This window comes from Mesorhizobium sp. M2C.T.Ca.TU.002.02.1.1, from assembly GCF_003997225.1.
The window spans coordinates 1-2,572 of sequence record NZ_RZTO01000849.1 but is presented as its reverse complement, the minus strand read 5'-3'; the positions used below and the strand labels follow the sequence as shown (position 1 = coordinate 2,572).

General features: G+C 64.7%; 3 protein-coding genes. 1 reads left to right on the top strand and 2 read right to left on the bottom strand.

All coding sequences use genetic code 11. The annotated features are described in order from the left end of the window. Window positions 1-247 precede the first annotated feature (247 nt). Window positions 248-721, top strand: a complete 474-nt coding sequence (gene greA / locus EOD07_RS30370) for a transcription elongation factor GreA (protein WP_027168132.1) — start codon at window positions 248-250, stop codon at window positions 719-721. Between the two features lie 239 nt (window positions 722-960). On the opposite strand, the gene waaC is transcribed toward greA, so the two are convergent. Next, entirely contained in the window at window positions 961-1,935 is a 975-nt protein-coding gene (waaC, locus tag EOD07_RS30365) for a lipopolysaccharide heptosyltransferase I (RefSeq protein ID WP_127237938.1), read from the bottom strand. Then, the coding region (gene waaF, locus EOD07_RS30360) for a lipopolysaccharide heptosyltransferase II (protein ID WP_127237937.1) at window positions 1,932-2,572 on the bottom strand (641 nt) is incomplete at its 5' end. The genes waaF and waaC, both read right to left, overlap by 4 nt.

Here is a 2,572-nt window from a genome sequence, read left to right as displayed (position 1 = left end):
GCTCCTCGAACCGGCCGCGGGCAGTCGCGGCCGGTTTTTCGTTCGCCGCGCGCCGCGAACCCGCGAAAGCGGTGATCATTTTGCCGAATTTCATTTTTGGGCGTGAAAATCGCGCGAAGATTGCTATATTCAGGGAAATTGTGGTGAGACGGTTCCGTTAGCCCGAGGCTGCCGGACCGTTTTCTTTTTGTACCTATCGACAAGGCCGCTCCCGAAAACGGGGGCGGCGGCAGGAAAGGCCAGGCATATGATCAAGGTCCCGATGACAGGCGAGGGGTTCGCGTCATTGAAGGAAGAGCTCCGCTGGCGCCAACAGGAGGAACGCCCGCGTATCATCGAGGCGATTTCCGAAGCGCGCTCGCATGGCGACCTGTCGGAAAATGCCGAATATCACGCGGCGAAGGAATCGCAGAGCCACAATGAAGGCCGCATCAACGAGCTCGAGGATCTGATTGCGCGCGCCGAGGTCATCGACGTCTCCAAGCTTTCGGGCGACAAGGTGAAGTTCGGCGCGACGGTGGTGCTCGTCGACGAGGACACCGAGGAAAAGAAGACCTATCAGATCGTCGGCGACCAGGAAGCGGACGTGAAGTCCGGCCGCATCTCGATCTCGTCACCGATCGCGCGCGCGCTGATCGGCAAGGAAGTCGGCGACGCCATCGAGGTCAACGCCCCGGGCGGCGCGCGGGGGTATGAGATCGTCCAGGTGCAGTTTATTTGAGGACCTTTTGATAATTCTACTCTGGCGGCCGACTACAGCGCCGCGCGTCCTTTCGGACGCGCAAAGGACGCTGTAGCACTTGGTTTGCGCATGATCCTTTCCGAAAATCGAATTCGATTTTCGGGGTCATGCGCGTGCGGTTTTCTGCGCTTCCGGTGCTCACGTACTTTAAGTACGCTCCGCTCCGGTTTTCGAAAACCACGCTATTCGACTCGCCAGAGCGAATTCTGAAAAGGTCCTCACGCTGGCGCGTTTGATCTGAGCGCCAGAAGCCGTTCCGCCTCCGTCACGACCTCAGCCGGCGCGACCCTGCCGCCCGCAGGCGCAAGCAGCGTGGACGCAAACTTCCCGCGCGGGCCGGTGAGACCGGGTTCCGTCGCCAGGAAGATGGCGACCGTCGGCAGGCCGAAGGCACTGGCAAGATGGGTGAGGCCGGTGTCGGCGCCGATGACGAGCGTCGAACGGCCGAGGATCGCGGCGATATCCGCGAGCGGCGATCTCGCAACCAGCACCGTCCTTGGCACGGCGCCGGCAATGGCTTGCGCCACCTTCCTTTCCGCCTCATTCGACCAGGTAACGACCGGCGTGAATTGCCGGTCGGCCAGTTGGCGGGCGGTTTCGATCCAGTCCTCGAGCGGCCATTTCTTGTCCTCGCGACTGGTGCCGTGCAGCAGGAAGACGGTTTTGCCTTCAACGCCGGCCAGGCCGCCCGCCGGCGGCACGATGCCGGACTCCAGCGTCGACAGGTCGGGCTGATAGCCCAGCGCCAGCCCGAACAGCCGCCTAGTGCGTTCGATGGCATGCAGGTCGCGCGGCACGGCGTATTTGCGCTGATAGAACAGCGTCGCCGAAGGCTCGCGGGCGCTGGCCCGGTCGAAGCCGGCAATAGGCGCGCCGGCCTGGATGGCGACCAGGGCCGACTTCAACAAGCCTTGCGCGTCGATGACAAGATCGTAGTTTCCCGCCTGCAGCGTCTGCCGCAGACTTGCCATCTCGCGCCAGGTTCCGCCGTCGAAAAGCCTCTTGCGCCAGCGCCGGACCGCCACCTTGTGGATGGTGCCGATCGCCGGATGCAAGGCCACGATGCCGGCAAACGGCTCCTCCACGCACCAGTCGAAGCTGATGTCGGGGCGATTGCGCAGCGCGTCCTCGACGGCCGGGAACGTGTGGATGACATCGCCCATCGACGACGTCTTGACGATCAGCACTTTCATGCCGCTGCCGGAACCTCGAGCAAGCGGTCGGCCGCAGCGGTGACGCGGGCGACATCGAGCGTCTTGAGGCAGTTGAGATGGCCGAGCGGGCAGACCTTCTTGTGGCAGGGCGAGCAGGACAGATGCAGCCAGATCAGTTCGGAGCGCTCGCTGAGCGGCGGCGTGTTCTCGGGCGAGGTCGAGCCGTAGACGGCGACGATCGGCGTGCCGACGGCGGCCGCGACATGCATCAGGCCGCTGTCGTTCGAGACCGCGAGCTTCGCCGCGGCGATCAGGTCGATGGCGTCCTCCAGCCGCGTCTTGCCGGCAAGGTCGATTGAGCCCGGGGCAAGCGCCGCGATCTCACCGGTGACGTCGGCGTCGTTCTTGGAGCCGAGCAGGGCGACGCCCAGACCCCTGGCCATCATGTCGCGGGCCAGCCCGGCATAGTGGTCGCTCGGCCAGCGTTTCGCCGGGCCGAATTCGGCACCGGGCATCAGCGCCACGAATTTCTTGCCTGTCAGCCCGAACCGCGCCAGCAGATCGGCCTGGTTGGCCTTGTCGACGCTAAGATGCGGCGAGCGAAAGGTGCCGCCGCGCGCCAGGCCGAAATAGGCGCGCGCCGTGCGCCGCCTCAGGGCTTCGGGCAGCGGCACGA